Annotated in this window: 12 protein-coding genes; 9 read left to right on the top strand and 3 right to left on the bottom strand. The window is 71.5% G+C overall.

What is annotated here, in order from left to right:
• Positions 1 to 110 precede the first annotated feature (110 nt).
• From BA175_RS17790 to BA175_RS17780, 3 genes are all read left to right on the top strand, one after another.
• Positions 111 to 722 (top strand): cell division protein SepF, encoded by a 612-nt coding sequence (locus BA175_RS17790; protein ID WP_069172418.1) that lies wholly within the window; start codon positions 111 to 113, stop codon positions 720 to 722.
• A gap of 74 nt (positions 723 to 796) precedes the next feature.
• Positions 797 to 1,093, top strand: coding sequence for a YggT family protein (locus BA175_RS17785; protein WP_069172417.1), 297 nt, complete (start codon positions 797 to 799; stop codon positions 1,091 to 1,093).
• 49 nt (positions 1,094 to 1,142) lie between these two features.
• On the top strand, positions 1,143 to 2,303 hold the full coding sequence (locus BA175_RS17780) for a DivIVA domain-containing protein (RefSeq protein ID WP_069172416.1): 1,161 nt from the start codon (positions 1,143 to 1,145) through the stop codon (positions 2,301 to 2,303).
• A gap of 904 nt (positions 2,304 to 3,207) precedes the next feature.
• On the opposite strand, the gene ileS is transcribed toward BA175_RS17780, so the two are convergent.
• Positions 3,208 to 6,357: an isoleucine--tRNA ligase gene (gene ileS, locus BA175_RS17775; RefSeq protein WP_069172415.1), complete on the bottom strand. Its 3,150-nt coding sequence runs from the start codon at positions 6,355 to 6,357 to the stop codon at positions 3,208 to 3,210.
• A 567-nt stretch (positions 6,358 to 6,924) separates the two neighbouring features.
• Here ileS and BA175_RS17770 point away from each other — a divergent pair.
• The 5 genes from BA175_RS17770 to BA175_RS17750 all read left to right on the top strand — a co-directional run bounded on the left by BA175_RS17770 (position 6,925) and on the right by BA175_RS17750 (position 11,575).
• Positions 6,925 to 7,770 carry a TraR/DksA family transcriptional regulator gene (locus tag BA175_RS17770; RefSeq protein ID WP_254667908.1) on the top strand — a complete coding sequence of 282 codons (846 nt, stop codon included), beginning with the start codon at positions 6,925 to 6,927 and terminating at the stop codon, positions 7,768 to 7,770.
• Positions 7,771 to 7,827: 57 nt separating this feature from the next.
• Positions 7,828 to 8,436 (top strand): signal peptidase II, encoded by a 609-nt coding sequence (gene lspA, locus BA175_RS17765; protein ID WP_069172414.1) that lies wholly within the window; start codon positions 7,828 to 7,830, stop codon positions 8,434 to 8,436.
• 23 nt (positions 8,437 to 8,459) lie between these two features.
• Positions 8,460 to 9,401, top strand: a complete 942-nt coding sequence (locus BA175_RS17760) for an RluA family pseudouridine synthase (protein ID WP_069172413.1) — start codon at positions 8,460 to 8,462, stop codon at positions 9,399 to 9,401.
• Positions 9,398 to 9,874 (top strand): GNAT family N-acetyltransferase, encoded by a 477-nt coding sequence (locus BA175_RS17755; protein WP_069172412.1) that lies wholly within the window; start codon positions 9,398 to 9,400, stop codon positions 9,872 to 9,874. The genes BA175_RS17760 and BA175_RS17755 overlap by 4 nt, the downstream gene beginning before the upstream one ends.
• A 114-nt stretch (positions 9,875 to 9,988) precedes the next feature.
• The gene (locus BA175_RS17750) at positions 9,989 to 11,575 is read left to right on the top strand and encodes a Na+/H+ antiporter (RefSeq protein ID WP_069172411.1); all 1,587 of its coding nucleotides are present in this window, start codon (positions 9,989 to 9,991) and stop codon (positions 11,573 to 11,575) included.
• 23 nt (positions 11,576 to 11,598) lie between these two features.
• On the opposite strand, the gene BA175_RS17745 is transcribed toward BA175_RS17750, so the two are convergent.
• Positions 11,599 to 12,729, bottom strand: a complete 1,131-nt coding sequence (locus BA175_RS17745) for a mechanosensitive ion channel family protein (protein WP_069172410.1) — start codon at positions 12,727 to 12,729, stop codon at positions 11,599 to 11,601.
• Between the two features lie 37 nt (positions 12,730 to 12,766).
• On the opposite strand from BA175_RS17745, the gene BA175_RS17740 reads away from it, so the two are divergent.
• Entirely contained in the window at positions 12,767 to 13,345 is a 579-nt protein-coding gene (locus tag BA175_RS17740) for a dienelactone hydrolase family protein (RefSeq protein WP_069172409.1), read from the top strand.
• Positions 13,346 to 13,403: 58 nt separating this feature from the next.
• On the opposite strand, the gene BA175_RS17735 is transcribed toward BA175_RS17740, so the two are convergent.
• Positions 13,404 to 14,384: a zinc metalloprotease gene (locus tag BA175_RS17735; protein ID WP_069172408.1), complete on the bottom strand. Its 981-nt coding sequence runs from the start codon at positions 14,382 to 14,384 to the stop codon at positions 13,404 to 13,406.
• Positions 14,385 to 14,466 lie beyond the last annotated feature (82 nt).

Below are 14,466 nucleotides of genomic sequence, written 5' to 3'. Positions count from 1 at the left end.
GACCACAGTAGAAAATATGGTCATTCCCGCTCATGGCGGGCAGGCCGGAGTGGATCTCGGGCACTTGGTGACACGAATGCCGATCCACCACAGAGCGGAGGACTCGGAGCATGGCCGGCGCGATGCGCAAGATGGCGGTCTACCTCGGCCTCGTGGAGGACGATGGGTACGACGGTCCGGGGTTCGACCCCGATGACGAATTCGAACCCGAGCCGGAACCCGAGCGGGACCGGCGGCGGCATCAGCCCCCGCATCAGGTGGAGCGGGAACGGGACGAACCGGTGCGAGTGGTGCAGCCCCCCGCACAGCGTGAACCGGTTCAGCTCCCGGCGGAAAGCGGACGACCCGCCCGAATCGCCCCCGTGGCATCCATCACACCTGAACGCCCGAACATGGAGAAGAACGCACCGGTGATCATGCCCAAGGTCGTGTCCGAGCGGGAGCCCTACCGCATCACCACGCTGCACCCCAGGACCTACAACGAGGCCCGTACCATCGGGGAACACTTCCGCGAGGGCACTCCGGTGATCATGAATCTGACGGAGATGGACGACACGGACGCGAAGCGACTTGTCGACTTTGCCGCAGGACTTGTCTTCGGTCTCCATGGCAGCATTGAGCGCGTGACGCAGAAGGTGTTCCTGTTGTCGCCTGCTAACGTCGATGTCACGGCGGAGGACAAGGCCCGCATCGCAGAGGGCGGATTCTTCAACCAGAGCTGAGAACACGACACCGGGAACGACCCGGCCGCGAGGCCGGAGCAACGTAAAGCCAGGGGAGAGGGAAGCGCGGGGACATGGGCGTCGCACTGGATGTGGTCTATATCGCGCTGATGTGTTTCCTCATCGTGCTGATCTTCCGGCTGATCATGGACTACGTCTTCCAGTTCGCGCGTTCATGGCAGCCAGGCAAGGCGATGGTGATCGTTCTCGAGGGCACTTACACTGTCACGGATCCTCCGCTGAAGCTTCTTCGGCGGTTCATACCGCCGTTGCGTCTCGGGGGCGTGGCACTTGACCTGTCCTTCTTCGTTCTGATGATCATCGTCTACATTCTGCTCAACATCGTGGGCAAGCTTGCGAGCAGCGTGTGAACGATACGGTCCTGCCGACTGCCGACGACTACGTAGAGGTGAAGAAGAGATGCCGCTGACCCCCGAGGACGTGCGGAACAAGCAGTTCACGACCGTCCGCCTCCGAGAAGGCTATGACGAGGACGAGGTCGATGCCTTCCTCGACGAGGTCGAATCGGAACTGACCCGCCTGCTCCGTGAGAACGAGGACCTGCGCGCCAAGCTGGCCGCCGCCACGCGCGCGGCCGCGCAGAACCAGCAGCAGCAACAGCAACAGCAGCAGCAGGGTATGCGCAAGCCGCCGGAGCCGCAGGACCGGCCCGGTGGACCGGTGCCCGCCGCCATATCGGGTCCGCCGGTGCAGCAGCAGCCCCCGCAGATGGGTCCCCCCCAGCTGCCCGGAGGCGCTCCTCAGCTGCCCGCCGGCCCCAGCGGCCATGGCCCCCAGGGCGGCCACGGTCCCGGTCCGCAGGGCCCCCACGGCCCCGGCCCGATGCAGGGCGGTCCCATGGGTGGCCCGATGGGCGGCCCCATGGGCGGTCACGCCCCGCAGCAGCAGATGCAGCAGATGCAGCAGCCGCAGATGCAGCAGCCCGGTCAGGGCCCCGGCGGCGACAGTGCCGCCCGTGTCCTCTCCCTCGCCCAGCAGACCGCCGACCAGGCGATCGCGGAGGCCCGTTCCGAGGCCAACAAGATCGTGGGTGAGGCACGCAGCCGTGCCGAGGGTCTGGAGCGCGACGCCCGTGCCAAGGCGGACGCCCTGGAGCGGGACGCGCAGGAGAAGCACCGCGTGGCGATGGGCTCCCTGGAGTCGGCCCGCGCGACGCTCGAGCGCAAGGTCGAGGACCTGCGTGGCTTCGAGCGCGAGTACCGGACCCGCCTGAAGTCCTACCTGGAGAGCCAGCTGCGTCAGCTGGAGACCCAGGCGGACGACTCGCTGGCTCCGCCGCGCACGCCGGCCGCCGCTTCCCTGCCGCCGTCCCCCTCGCTGGCCCCGGCCGGTGCGGGTGCGATGGGACACAGCATGAGCGGCAACCACGGTGGCCACGGCAACCAGCAGATGGGTGGCGGCAACCAGTCGATGGGCGGTGCGCCGTCCTACGGCGGACAGCAGCAGATGTCGCCCGCGATGACGCAGCCGATGGCGCCGGTGCGGCCGCAGGCTCCGCAGCCGATGCAGCAGGCGCCTTCGCCGATGCGCGGGTTCCTCATCGACGAGGACGACAACTGAGCGGTGTGCGCTCGCTGAGCGCGTAGCCGTCGGCAGGCTGAGGGCCGGGCCCCGGGATTTCCCGGGGCCCGGCCCTTTTGCGGTTCCGCCGCGGGTGCTGCGGGCCGCAGCGTGGGCGGCCGGGTGCGGGGTCGCGGGGGCGGGTCCCGCCCCGTCCCCTTCCCTTGACCGGGGCTCCGCCCAGGGCCGCGAGCACCGGACGCGCCGGCGGGGCCGGAAGGGCGGCCCGGAGCCGGTGAAGGGGGCGGCCCGGCTGCCGTCGCTCCGGGAGCGGCCGGGCCCGGGAGGGTGGTGGTGACGCGGCGCCTTGCTGGGGGAGTGTTGGTCCGTAGCGGGGCGCGTTCGGCCTGTGGGTATGAGGCCGGGAGGGTCGTGGTGACGCGGCGCCTGCGGGGGAGGGGTGGGTCCGTGGCGAGAAGGGCCGGCCCGGCCTGGGTGTGGGGCCGGGAGGGTGGCGGCGAGGCGGCGCCTGCCGGGGATGCGGTGGGTCCGTGGCGAGGAGGGCCGGCCCGGCCTGGGTGTGGGGCCGGGAGGGTGGCGGCGAGGCGGCGCCTGCCGGGGATGCGGGGGGTCCGTGGCGAGGAGGGCCGGCCCGGCCTGGGTGTGGGGCCGGGAGGGTGGTGGTGACGCGGCGCCTGCCGGGGATGCGGGGGGTCCGTGGCGAGGAGGGCCGGCCCGGCCTGGGTGTGGGGCCGGGAGGGTGGCGGCGACGCGGCGCCTGCCGGGGATGCGGGGGGTCCGTAGCGGCGAGGGTCGGCCAGGCCTGGGTGGGGGCCGGGAGGGTCGTGGCGGGGTGGCGCCCTGCTGGGCGAGTGGTGGTCCGTAGTGGGCAGGGGCGGGTCGGGCGGTGGGGATACGGGCGAGGGCCCGGCCGGGGATGTCCGGCCGGGCCCTCGGGGGTGGGTCAGTGTGCCGTCCTGCGGAGGTGGAAGGTGAGTTCCAGGCTCGCGTCGTCGAAGGCGGGTCCGTACGTGTCGTCCGGCTCGCCCTGGGCGTAGTCCACGGCCAGGACCTCGTCCTTGATCAGGGAGGCGTGCGCGGTCAGTGCCTCGGTCGTTGCGGTGGACGCCGAGGTCCAGCGGACGGCGATCCGGTCCGCCACGTCGAGGCCGCTGTTCTTGCGGGCCTCCTGGATCAGCCGGATCGCGTCACGGGCCAGGCCCGCCGCCCGCAGTTCCGGGGTGATCTCCAGGTCCAGGGCGACCGTCGCACCCGAGTCGGACGCCACCGACCAGCCCTCGCGCGGGGTCTCCGTGATGATGACCTCGTCCGGGGCGAGAGTGATCCGCTCGCCGTCGACCTCGACCGACGCCGTACCCTCGCGCAACGCCAGGGACAGGGCCGCGGCGTCCGCGTTCGCGACCGCCTTGGCCACCGCCTGGACGCCCTTGCCGAACCGCTTGCCCAAGGCGCGGAAGTTCGCCTTGGCCGTGGTGTCGACCAGCGAACCGCCGACCTCCGACAGCGAGGCCAGGGAGGCGACGTTCAGCTCCTCCGTGATCTGGGCGCGCAGCTCGGGCGGCAGCGACTCGAAGCCCGAGGCCGCGACCAGTGCCCGGGACAGGGGCTGGCGGGTCTTGACCCCCGACTCCGCGCGGGTGGCCCGCCCCAGCTCGACCAGGCGGCGTACCAGGGCCATCTGCGTGGAGAGCGCCGGGTCGACCGACGCCGGGTCGGCCGTCGGCCAGGTGGAGAGGTGGACCGACTCCGGGGCGTCCGGCGTGACCGGCACGATCAGGTCCTGCCACACCCGCTCGGTGATGAACGGGGTCAGGGGAGCCATCAGCCGGGTGACCGTCTCCACGACCTCGTGCAGGGTGCGCAGCGCCGCCTTGTCGCCCTGCCAGAAGCGGCGGCGGGAACGGCGTACGTACCAGTTGGACAGGTCGTCGACGAACGCCGACAGCAGCTTGCCGGCACGCTGGGTGTCGTACCCCTCCAGCGCCTGGGTGACCTGCTCCACCAGGGTGCCCAGCTCGCTCAGCAGCCAGCGGTCCAGGACCGTGCGCGCGGCCGGCGCGGGGTCGGCCGCGGACGGCGCCCAGCCGGACGTACGGGCGTACAGGGCCTGGAAGGCGACCGTGTTCCAGTACGTGAGGAGTGTCTTGCGGACGACCTCCTGGATGGTGCCGTGGCCCACCCGGCGCGCCGCCCACGGGGAGCCGCCCGCCGCCATGAACCAGCGCACGGCGTCCGCGCCGTGCTGGTCCATGAGGGGGATGGGCTGCAGGATGTTCCCCAGGTGCTTGGACATCTTGCGGCCGTCCTCGGCGAGGATGTGGCCGAGGCAGACGACGTTCTCGTAGGAGGACTTGTCGAAGACGAGCGTGCCCACCGCCATCAGCGTGTAGAACCAGCCGCGGGTCTGGTCGATGGCCTCCGAGATGAACTGCGCCGGATAGCGGCTCTCGAAGACCTCCTTGTTCTTGTACGGGTAGCCCCACTGTGCGAACGGCATCGAACCCGAGTCGTACCAGGCGTCGATGACCTCGGGGACGCGGTACGCCTCCAGCTGGCAGTTCTCCTGGGTGCAGGTGAACGTGATCTCGTCGATGAAGGGGCGGTGCGGGTCGAGCTCCGACTGGTCGGTGCCCGTGAGTTCGGAGAGCTCGGCGCGGGAGCCGACACAGCTGAGGTGGTCGTCCTCGCAGCGCCAGATGGGCAGCGGGGTGCCCCAGTAGCGGTTACGGGACAGCGCCCAGTCCACGTTGTTGTTCAGCCAGTCGCCGAAGCGGCCGTTCTTGACCGAGTCCGGGAACCAGTTGGTCTTCTCGTTCTCCTGGAGAAGCCGGTCCTTGACGGCGGTCGTGCGGATGTACCAGGACGGCTGCGCGTAGTACAGCAGCGCGGTGTGACAGCGCCAGCAGTGCGGGTAGCTGTGCTCGTACGGGACGTGCCGGAAGAGCTTCCCGCGCGCGTCCAGGTCCCCGGTGAGCGCCTCGTCGGCCTTCTTGAAGAAGACGCCGCCCACCAGCGGGAGATCCTCCTCGAAGGTGCCGTCGGGGCGGACCGGGTTCACGACCGGGAGACCGTAGGAGCGGCAGACCGCGAGGTCGTCGGCGCCGAAGGCGGGGGACTGGTGGACCAGACCGGTGCCGTCCTCCGTCGTGACGTACTCGGCGTTGACGACGTAGTGCGCCTCGGCGGGGAACTCCACGAGCTGGAACGGGCGCTCGTAGGTCCAGCGCTCCATCTCCCGCCCGGTGAACGTCTCGCCGGTGAGCTCCCAGCCCTCGCCGAGCGCCTTGTCGGTCAGGGGCGCGGCGACGACCAGCTGCTCCTCGCCGTTCGACGCGACGACGTAGGTGACGTCCGGGTGGGCCGCGACCGCCGTGTTGGAGACCAGGGTCCACGGCGTCGTCGTCCAGACCAGCAGCGCCGCCCGGCCGGCCAGCGGGCCGCTCGTCAGCGGGAAGCGGACGAAGACCGACGGGTCGACGACCGTCTCGTAGCCCTGGGCCAGCTCGTGGTCGGAGAGACCGGTGCCGCAGCGGGGGCACCAGGGGGCGACACGGTGGTCCTGGACCAGGAGGTCCTTGTTGAAGATCTCCTTCAGCGACCACCACACGGAGTCGACGTACTCGGGGTCCATCGTGCGGTAGGCGTCGTCCAGGTCGACCCAGTAGCCCATACGGGTCGTGAGCTCGGCGAAGGCGTCGGTGTGGCGGGTCACGGACTCACGGCAGCGGGCGTTGAACTCGGCGATGCCGTACGCCTCGATGTCCTTCTTGCCGTTGAAGCCCAGCTCCTTCTCCACCGCGAGCTCGACCGGCAGGCCGTGGCAGTCCCAGCCGGCCTTGCGGCCGACGTGGTAGCCCTGCATCGTGCGGAAGCGCGGGAAGACGTCCTTGAAGACGCGGGCCTCGATGTGGTGGGCCCCGGGCATGCCGTTGGCGGTGGGCGGGCCCTCGTAGAAGACCCACTCGGGGCGCCCCTCGGACTGCTGGAGGCTCTTTCCGAAGACCTTGCTGTCGCGCCAGAAGTCGAGCACGGCGTGCTCGAGGGCGGGCAGGTCGACCTGGGCGGGTACCTGGCGGTACTGCGGCGATGTCATGTGCGGGCTTCCTCCGGCGGACGTCTTCCACTTCCGTCGGAGGGACGAGAACCGTCACCGGCTCCCGCGGTACCACCCTCCTTGGCCCCGGGCGTGTGCCCGACGGCCCCCTCATTGGGGTCGCGACGCCGGTTCTAATGACTCTGCGCCCGTGGACACGACCCACGGGTCAAAGCGTTCTTCCGGCGGCTCCGGGGTGATCTTCACGCCGCGCTCGCCCCCGGGCTCCCACCGTCCCCGGGTCGCTCCTGGCTGCGTACGACGCTACTCGTCCCGTCCATGCCTCTCGCTGCGGCCAGTGTACGGGCCCGTACACGCGACGGCCGACCGGTTCATCCGCAGCGGGCCGGGTGACCCGAACGGCCAGACCCGGCGGACGGATTCCCGGAGGCCGCACGGGAGCGGATTACCGGGCCGAGAGCTGGGCACAACGCTTGGAGGTGCGCCGATGCCCGGCCGCGGGGAGGGGCGAACCGGCGGCGTGCCCCGTTGCCGCGGAGCTGAGGCCGATTTATCGTCCCAGCACGATTCGCGTGCAAGATCACAAAATGTGAAGGGGCCGCGGCCATGGTGGCGAAGAAGACCGCCGTATCGAGAACGGCGTCCGCGAGATCCACGGTCGCGGCGGCCGGGGAGATGTCCGCGGACGCGGCCGGGGAGGCCGGCACGGCTCCCCTCGCACCGACGGGTCCGCAGGCGCCGGCGGAGGTGGCCGGAAACGCGGAGGGACGTCCGCCGCAGGAACAGGAACCGGACGATCCGGATCCCGGGCACCGGGAGCCGGGGAGGAAGAGCGCGGCGAAGAGGACCGCGGCGAAGAAGAGCACGGCGAAGAAGAGCGCGGCCGGGAAGAAGCCGGCCGAGAAGGCCTCGAAGAAGGCCACGGGGGCGGCTGAGGCCGCCGAGCAGACAGGAGCCCACACGGTGGCAGCCAAGAAGAGTGCCGGCCCGACCACGACCGTCCCGGAGGACGGCCCGAACGCGGTACCGCCGGCCCGGGCCGGCGCCACGGCACCCGGCGAGCTGGCGGTCAGACCGGGGGAGGACCCCTGGACGCCCGAGGAGGTCGCCGAGGCGCGAACGGAGCTCACGGGCGAGGCCATGCGCCTGCGCAGCGAGCTGGAGGCGTCCGGTGCCGCGCTGGCCGGGCTGATGCGTGACTCCGGTGACGGGGCCGGTGACGACGAGGCCGACACCGGCACCAAGAACATCACCCGCGAGCACGAGCTGTCCCTGGCGGCCCACGCCCAGGAGACGCTGGACCAGACCGAACGCGCTCTGGCGCGTCTGGAGGCGGGGACCTACGGCCTGTGCGAGGTCTGCGGGAAGCCGATCGGCAAGGCCAGGATGCAGGCCTTCCCCCGGGCCACCCTCTGCGTGGAGGACAAACAGAAGCAGGAGCGGCGGGGCTGATGCCCCGGGTGTGTCGTACCCTCGTCCTCAGTCAGGCACCTAGGTTGAGGGACTCACGTGGCAGAGGCGGAGCGCATCATCGGTACGCCGGACATCCCTGAGGCCGAGGGGGCCGACGGGACGGAGTCCCAGCGGCTCTCCGCGGACACGGACGGGGCCGGCGGCACGGACGGCGGGCGGGGCGGGAAGAAGATCCTCGTCCTTCTCGGCGTGGCCGTCCTCGCCTACGTCCTGGACCTGGTCAGCAAGATGATCGTGGTCGCCGAGCTGGAGCATCAGGAGCCCATCGAGATCTTCGGCGACTGGCTCAAGCTCAACGCCATCCGGAACGCGGGTGCCGCGTTCGGGTTCGGCGAGGCGTTCACGGTGATCTTCACGGTCATCGCCGCGGGTGTGATCGTCGTCATCGCGCGGCTCGCGCGCAAGCTCTACAGCCTGCCCTGGGCCATCGCCCTCGGCCTGCTGCTCGGAGGGGCGCTCGGCAACCTCACCGACCGCGTCTTCCGTTCGCCCGGTGTGTTCGAAGGCGCGGTGGTGGACTTCATCGCCCCCGCGCACTTCGCCGTCTTCAACCTCGCCGACTCCGCGATCGTGTGCGGCGGGATCCTCATCGTGATCCTCTCCTTCAAGGGCCTGGACCCCGACGGCACCGTGCACAAGGACTAGCGGGCGCAAGGCATACTCGACAGGTGAGTACGTATCCCGAGGTCCGCACCCTGCCCGTACCCGACGGCCTGGAGGGCGAGCGCGTCGACGCCGCCATCTCCCGGATGTTCGGTTTCTCCCGTACCAAGGCCGCCGAGCTGGCCGCCGCGGGGAAGGTCCAGGTGGACGGCTCGGTGGCCGGGAAGTCGGAGCGGGTGCACGGCGGTGCCTGGCTGGAAGTGGAGATGCCGCAGGCGCCCGCTCCCGTCCGGATCGTCGCCGAACCCGTCGAGGGCATGGAGATCGTGCACGACGACGACGACATCGTCGTCATCATGAAGCCGGTCGGCGTCGCCGCCCACCCCAGCCCCGGGTGGACCGGCACCACCGTCATCGGCGGCCTGGCGGCGGCCGGCTACCGCATCTCGACCTCGGGCGCCGCCGAGCGCCAGGGCATCGTGCACCGGCTGGACGTCGGCACCTCCGGCCTGATGGTCGTCGCCAAGTCGGAGCGGGCCTACACCCTGCTGAAGGCCCAGTTCCGCGACCGGGTCGTCGAGAAGAAGTACCACGCCCTGGTGCAGGGCCACCCCGACCCGATGAGCGGCACCATCGACGCCCCCATCGGGCGCCACCCGCAGCACGACTACAAGTGGGCCGTCACCGCCGAGGGCAAGCCGTCCGTGACGCACTACGACCTCATCGAGGCCTACCGTGCGGCCAGCCTGCTCGACATCAAGCTGGAGACGGGCCGCACCCACCAGATCCGGGTGCACATGTCCGCCCACCGCCATCCCTGCGCGGGCGACCTGACCTACGGCGCCGACCCCACGATGGCCAAGCGCCTCGGTCTAACCCGGCAGTGGCTCCACGCGGTCCGCCTCGGCTTCGAGCACCCCGCGGACGGCAGCTGGGTGGAGTTCTCCAGCACCTACCCGGAGGACCTCCAGCGCGCCCTCGACACCATCGCGGCGGAGAGCGAGTGAACCCCGGGCAGGCCCCCTGCAGCACCCGCCGGGCTGTCGGCGACAGTGATCTCGCGGCCTGCTTCCGGATCCGCAGGCGGGTCTTCGTCGGGGAGCAGCGGGTGCCCGAGGAGATCGAGTACGACGCCCACGACGCCACGGCGGTACACGTCCTGGCCGTCGCCGCGGACGGCTCCGCGCTCGGTACGGGACGGCTGCTGCACGGCGCGGCGGCGGCGGACCGGACCGGCGGCGACCCCGCGGTCGGCTCGCTCGGCAGGCTGGCGGTGACCCGCGAGGCCCGCGGCCTCGGCGTCGGGGCAGCGCTCGTCCGCGCGATCGAGCAGGAGGCCCGCCTCCTCGGCCTGGCCGGTGTCGACCTGCACGCCCAGACGCACGCGCTCGGCTTCTACGAACGGCTCGGCTACGTGCCGTACGGCCCCGGGTTCGCCGACGCGGGGATGCCGCACCGGGCCATGCGCCGCACGCTCTGACCGGGCGGCGCACCGGGGGCCGTGCGGTCCGCGCGCCCCGGCATGGCACGCTTGACGGCCTGATCGGCTGATCGCCGGGCGCCCGACCGCCCGGCGCGCTGCGAAAGGCACACCGTGGACCAACTGGCACTCCTGCTCCTGCTCCTGCTCGGAGCGGTGGTCACGGTCCCGCTGGGGGAGAGGCTGGGCCTGCCCGCGCCGGTGCTGATGACGCTCGCCGGGATCGGCATGGCCTTCGCCAGCTTCGTCCCCGACGTGAACATCCCGCCGGAGATCATCCTTCCCGCCCTATTGCCTCCGCTGCTCTACGCCTCCGTGCAGCGCACCTCGTGGCGGCAGTTCGCCGCCAACAGGCGGCCCATCTTCCTGCTGGCGGTGGCCCTCGTCTTCGTCACGACCGCGGCCGTCGCCGCCGTCGCCGACGCGATCGTCCCCGGGCTGCCCATCGCCGCCGCCGTCGCCCTGGGCGCGCTCGTGGCCCCGCCCGACCCGGTCGCGGCGACGGCTGTGGCGGGCTCCCTCGGGCTGCCGCGCAGACTCGTCTCGATCCTGGAGGGCGAGGGCCTGTTCAACGACGTCACGGCCATCGTGCTCTACCACGTGGCGGTCGCCGCCGCGGTGAGCGGGACCTTCTCCCTGCCCGCCGCGTTCGGCCTGCTCCTGCTCTCCGCGGTCGTCGCGGTGGTGGTCGGCCTGGTGCTGGGCTGGCTCACCATCAAGCTGATGGGGCTCCTGGGCGACGCCACCCTCCAGGTCGGCCTGAGCCTGCTCGTTCCCTTCGTGAGCTACGTGCTCGCCGAGGAGCTGAAGGGCTCGGGCGTGCTCGCCGTCCTCACCACGGCCCTCTTCCTCGCCGAGCACACGGCGGACGCCGACGACGTCCTCGGCCGCCTCACCGGCCGGTCCTTCTGGAACATCGTCGACACGCTGGTCACCGGTGTGGCCTTCGGCCTGATCGGCCTCGAACTCCACAGCGTCTTCGGCACCGCCGACGGACGCGAGTTCCGGCTGCTGGGCTGGGGCCTGGCGATCGTCGCGGTCGTCGTCGGCGTACGGCTCCTCTGGCTGCTGCCCGCGACCTGGCTGGCCAAGCGGCTGCACACCCGCCGTGACTACAGCGAGGAGATCCCCACCAGCTGGCGGGAGACCGTCGTCATGTGGTGGGCCGGGATGCGCGGGGTGGCCTCCGTCGCGCTGGCCCTCGCCATCCCGCTGCAGACGGACGACGGCAAGCCGTTCCCCGGCCGCGACGAGATCGTCTTCATCGCCTTCTCCGTCATCATGGCCACCCTCGTCCTGCAGGGCCTGACCCTGCCCTGGCTCGTGCGCAGGCTCGGGGTCAGGGCGGACACCAGGGCCGAGCAGGCGCTGGAGCACGACCTCGCGGTCCGCGCGGCCCAGGCCGCCAAGCAGCGGCTCAAGGAGGTCCAGGCCGGCGAGGACTTCCCCGAGGAGGTGCTGGAGAGACTGCAGCGCGCCGCGTACGACATCGGGGCGCGGATCAGCCCCGACATGGTCGACGAGGAGCGGCGCGAGGCCTACGCGCAGCGCGCCGAGCGGTTCAGGGCGGTGAGCCGGGTCCAGCGCGAGATGCTCTCGGCCGCCCGGCACGAGGTGCTCGCCGCGCGCAGCGAGCCGGGATCGGACCCCGAGGTGGTCGACCGGGTCCTGCGGTATCTGGACGTGCGGAGCCTGCGCTGAGCCGTCCCGCCGTCCGGTGGGGGTCAGCCACGGCCGGTGCGGGGGGCGGCGGCGCTGCCCGGGGCCGGGATCCGGGCGTCCTCCGCGGCGGAGAGTCCCGGCCACCGGTCGCCCGGCGGGAGCGGCGCAGGGGACGTCACGACCCGCGGCAGGGCGTACGGGTGGTGGTCGCGGAGCCAGCCGATCAGCTGCTCGCGCACGGCGCACCGCACGGTCCAGATGTCGTCGGCGTCCTTCGCGGTGACCACCGCCCGCACCTCGATCGTCGTCGGGGTGGTGCCGGTCACGGCCAGCGACCAGTCGCGGCCGTCCCACGCGGCGCACTCGCCGAGGATCTCGCGCAGCCGGTCGCGCATGGCGGCGATGGGCGCCGAGTGGTCGAGCTGGAAGAAGACCGTGCCGGACATCTGCGCCCCGCCGCGCGACCAGTTCTCGAAGGGCTTGCTGGTGAAGTACGACACGGGCATCGTGATCCGCCGCTCGTCCCAGGTGCGCACCGTCAGGAAGGTCAACGTGATCTCGTCCACGGTGCCCCACTCGCCGTCCACGACCACCGTGTCACCGAGGCGGACCATGTCGCCGAAGGCGATCTGGAATCCGGCGAAGAGATTGCCCAGGGTCGACTGGGCGGCCACACCGGCGACGATGCCGAGCACACCGGCGGAGGCCAGCATCGACGTGCCGACCGTCCGCATCGCCGGGAAGGTCAGCAGCATCGCCGCGAGCGCGACGGTGGTGACGACGGCGGTGACCACGCGCTGGATGAGCGCGACCTGTGTACGGACCCGGCGTACCCGGGCCGCGTCCCGGGTGGCCGTCGCGTAGCGGGCGTACGAGGACTCCACGACGGTGGCGGCGACCCGTACCACCAGCCAGGCGGACGCCGCGATCAGCACGAGGGTGAGGACCTGGCCGATCGCACCCCGGTGGTCGCGCACGGCGGCGAGCCGGATCTGGCCGAAGCTGGCCCGCAGCATCGCCGTGCAGAGCACCACCTGCAGCGGCGGCCGGCAGCGCCGCAGGAGTCCCCACAGGGGGGTGTCGTGGTGCCGGTCGTCGGCCCTGCGCAGCAGCAGGTCCACCAGCCATCCCAGCACCAGGGTGACCGCCAGCGATCCGCCCACCACCAGCAGCGGCCGCAGTACGTTCTCCATTCCGTCGTCCTCCAAGCATCGGGGCACAGCTGGCACCATGGGACGCATGAACATCATGCTTTTCCACTCGACCTGTGGTCTGCGGCCCGCTGTGCACGCGGCTGCCGACCGGCTGCGTGCGGCCGGGCACGAGGTGCGCGTGCCCGATCTCTTCGAAGGGCACACCTTCGACACGGTCGAGGAGGGAATGGCCTTCAAGGAGCAGGTGGGCAAGGACGAGCTGCTCAGGAGGGCCGTGCTGGCCGCCGCGCCCTTCTCCGACCAGGGCCTCGTGTACGCGGGATTCTCGCTGGGGGCGTCGGTGGCGCAGACCCTGGCCCTCGGCGACGCGAAGGCGCGCGGGCTGCTGCTGCTCCACGGCACCTCGGACATCGCCGAGAGCGCGACGGTGGACGAACTGCCCGTGCAGCTGCACGTCGCCGACCCGGATCCGTTCGAGTCGCACGACTGGCTGAACAGCTGGTACCTGCAGATGCAGCGGACGGGCGCGGACGTGGAGGTCTACCGCTACCGGGGAGCCGGCCACCTGTTCACCGACCCGGAGCTGCCCGACTACGACGAGGACTCGGCCGAGCTGGCCTGGAAGGTCGCGCTCGGGTTCCTCGCCACGCTGTAGCCGCGCGCGCCGGGGCCCCGCACCGGACGGTGCGGGGCCCCGGTGGCTTGCCGAGGGGTCAGCCGGCCCGGTAGGCGGTCCAGCTGTCGGCCATGCGCTGCACCTGGCCCGCGGTGAACTGGTACATGCACGCGTCGTACGTGTAGTCCATGAAGTTGTGGATCGGGTCCACGCCGGTCTTGGTGGTGCAGGTGTCACGGCCGGTGGGGCACTGGTAGGCGGCGCTCTTCTCCGCCGGGGTGTCGGAGACGTAGTCGCCGTTGCCGTTGCAGCCGCCCTGGAAGGTGTGGTAGAGGCCCATCCAGTGGCCGACCTCGTGGGTGGCCGTGTCGCCCTCGGCGTAGTTGGTCGCCGTTCCGCCCGGCAGCGAGGCGTCGAGGATGACCACGCCGTCCATCGACGGGCTGGACGTGTAGGAGCTCGGGAAAGTGGCCCAGCCCAGGAGGCCGCCGCCCAGGTTGGCGGTGTAGACGTTGAGCGCGCCCGCGCCGCCCTTGCGCAGTGCCGACTTCATCGCCTTCTCGGCGGTCGAGCCGGAGCTGAGGTTGTACCAGGTGGCGTTGTCCGTGTAGTCCGTGCCCGCGAGGGTGAAGCGGAAGCCGGAGTCGGTGTTGCCGGTGCCCTGGCCGCTGTAGGCGGCGTTGAGCACGCTGAGCTGGTTGCTGACCTGCGTCGAGGTCAGCTTGCCGGTGGTCCCGTCGTGGATCACGTGGAAGTAGACCGGGACGGTCGCGCCCGCGGCGAGCGCGGAACCGTTCACTCTGCGGTCCGCGAGCCGCTTCCTGAGGTCCGCGTCCATGGCCTTGGCCTTGGCCGCGGTGACCTCGTTGGGCTCGGCCGCGTGGTCGGACCCGCCGGGACGGGCCTCACGCGCCGTCGCGCTCGTGGGGGACTCGGCGCACTTCTCGGCGGAGGGCGCCGCCGCGACCGCGCTGCCCGGCGCCGTGGAGAGCGGAGTCAGGGCCAGGGTTCCGGCCAGCACGGCTGTGCTCAGGACGGAACGGCGCAGACGGGGGGATATGCGTACAAGAGCGCGCACGGTGACTCCTCGCGGACATGTGGGGGAGGAACTTCCTCACCCGCCGCCCGGAGATTACGTGCGCATGTCACCGCCTGAAGAG

Origin of the sequence: Streptomyces griseus, from assembly GCF_001715295.1 — a bacterium.
Lineage (GTDB): Bacteria > Actinomycetota > Actinomycetes > Streptomycetales > Streptomycetaceae > Streptomyces > Streptomyces griseus_G.
This window is presented reverse-complemented; position numbering and strand designations above follow the sequence as displayed.

Coding starts and splice junctions, on each gene's coding strand:
- BA175_RS17790 (WP_069172418.1), top strand. CDS start 111: ATGGCCGGCGCGATGCGCAAGATGGCGGTCTACCTCGGCCTCGTGGAG.
- BA175_RS17785 (WP_069172417.1), top strand. CDS start 797: ATGGGCGTCGCACTGGATGTGGTCTATATCGCGCTGATGTGTTTCCTC.
- BA175_RS17780 (WP_069172416.1), top strand. CDS start 1,143: ATGCCGCTGACCCCCGAGGACGTGCGGAACAAGCAGTTCACGACCGTC.
- ileS (WP_069172415.1), bottom strand. CDS start 6,357: ATGACATCGCCGCAGTACCGCCAGGTACCCGCCCAGGTCGACCTGCCC.
- BA175_RS17770 (WP_254667908.1), top strand. CDS start 6,925: ATGGTGGCGAAGAAGACCGCCGTATCGAGAACGGCGTCCGCGAGATCC.
- BA175_RS17745 (WP_069172410.1), bottom strand. CDS start 12,729: ATGGAGAACGTACTGCGGCCGCTGCTGGTGGTGGGCGGATCGCTGGCG.
- BA175_RS17740 (WP_069172409.1), top strand. CDS start 12,767: ATGGGACGCATGAACATCATGCTTTTCCACTCGACCTGTGGTCTGCGG.